This window comes from Moorena sp. SIO1F2 (assembly GCF_010672755.1).
In the GTDB taxonomy this organism is placed as follows: Bacteria; Cyanobacteriota; Cyanobacteriia; order Cyanobacteriales; family Coleofasciculaceae; genus Moorena.
Window position 1 is genome coordinate 1 of sequence record NZ_JAAHFV010000654.1, and the last position, 1,487, is coordinate 1,487.

The window sequence follows — 1,487 nt, forward strand, 5'->3', positions numbered from 1 at the left end:
ACCTGACCATGTGGCAGCTGTCCGTAGTCAATGTCCCACTGCTCCAATTATTGGCTTGTGGAAGCAACAGTTACCGGAGTCTGAGGTTTATATTACATGTGGATTTTGGGGAACGATTGCCTTAGGAATCTTTAGTAGCAATAGTTCTCTGTTGTACTCAGAACTTGATGTATATGACAATCGTTTCCCAAAATCCACAGAAAAGGTGAACAGGAATCGAACCTACGGGGTCGTCAATTTTCCAAACTTGTATAAAATATTCGCCTAAAAGGACAAAAATACCGCTGATAGAGCCAATTATAAATGCACTTCTGATATCTACAAAAGCAGCTGAAGCTGTAATTCCCACCAACCCACCTAAAATGCCATTGATAATTGAGGCTAGACTGGGTTTTCCTAGGATAATTGGACTAAAAAATACGCTGGATATTCCACCAGCTGCTGCTGCCATCATGGTAGTTGTGATGGTATTGGCTACATAATCGAGATCCTTTGCTGAGCCACCATTAAAACCAAACCAGCCCAGCCAAAGAATTAAACAGCCTAAGGTGGCTAAACCCAGATTATCGGCAGAGAACTTTTCAGTTTCGAGACCTTCATATCTATCTGTTCTTAAATTGTAGCCAAAACGACCTTGTCGTGGCTTTAGTAGCCAAGCACCTACCAAGGCAGCCATACCACCAACACTATGGACTACAGTTGAACCCGCAAAATCATGAAATTTTAGCGCCTTGGCTAGCCAACCATAGTGTCCCCAAACCCAGTGACCGGTTACGGGATAGATAAAACCAACCAGGAAAAAACTAAATAGGAGAAATGCCCAGAATTTTACCCGTTCAGCAACAGCTCCTGAAACAATAGTCGCTGCAGTTCCAGCAAAGACTAACTGAAATAAAAATAGAGACGCAAAGGAGTGATTAGACCAATCTTGATTGAGACAATTAAATCCTGATTCTGGAAAGCCCAGATTTCCAAATTGGGGAAAGGGAAGATTAAAAAACAAGCCCTTTTGACCCACTAAACTTAAACTAGTATTTTCTCCTGGAACACAACTGTAAGTAATGCCATCACCAAACATTAAGCCAAAGCCAATTAGCCAAAATGCTAAGGCTGATATACAGAAAACTATCAAATTTTTAGCCAAGACATTAGTCGCATTTCTTCGTCTACATAACCCGGCTTCTAACATGGCAAAGCCAGCATTCATAAAAAAGACTAGAAAAGATGAAACTAACAACCAGATAGTAGACAGGTTAGTGAAATTATTCGTGTTACTATCTTGTGCTGCTGCTACACCAACCCATCCCAGCAGGATGGTAATAGCAAAAGATAGGCAGAAGTACCAACGGCTCGGTACCGAGGTGATTTGGTGTTTTAATCTCTTGTACTTATGTCGAGACATCAAAGCAAGCTTTCCAGTTTTACAGTAGAAGTGAATTTCCAACTGGTAAGTAGGTTGACATACTTACATAACACTATTAAATAAA

At 40.8% G+C, this 1,487-nt stretch carries 1 protein-coding gene; it reads right to left on the bottom strand.

Annotated features, from left to right (window positions below; genetic code table 11):
- Positions 1 to 157 precede the first annotated feature (157 nt).
- Entirely contained in the window at positions 158 to 1,402 is a 1,245-nt protein-coding gene (locus tag F6J94_RS33785; RefSeq protein ID WP_293048303.1) for an ammonium transporter, read from the bottom strand.
- Positions 1,403 to 1,487: the final 85 nt, after the last annotated feature.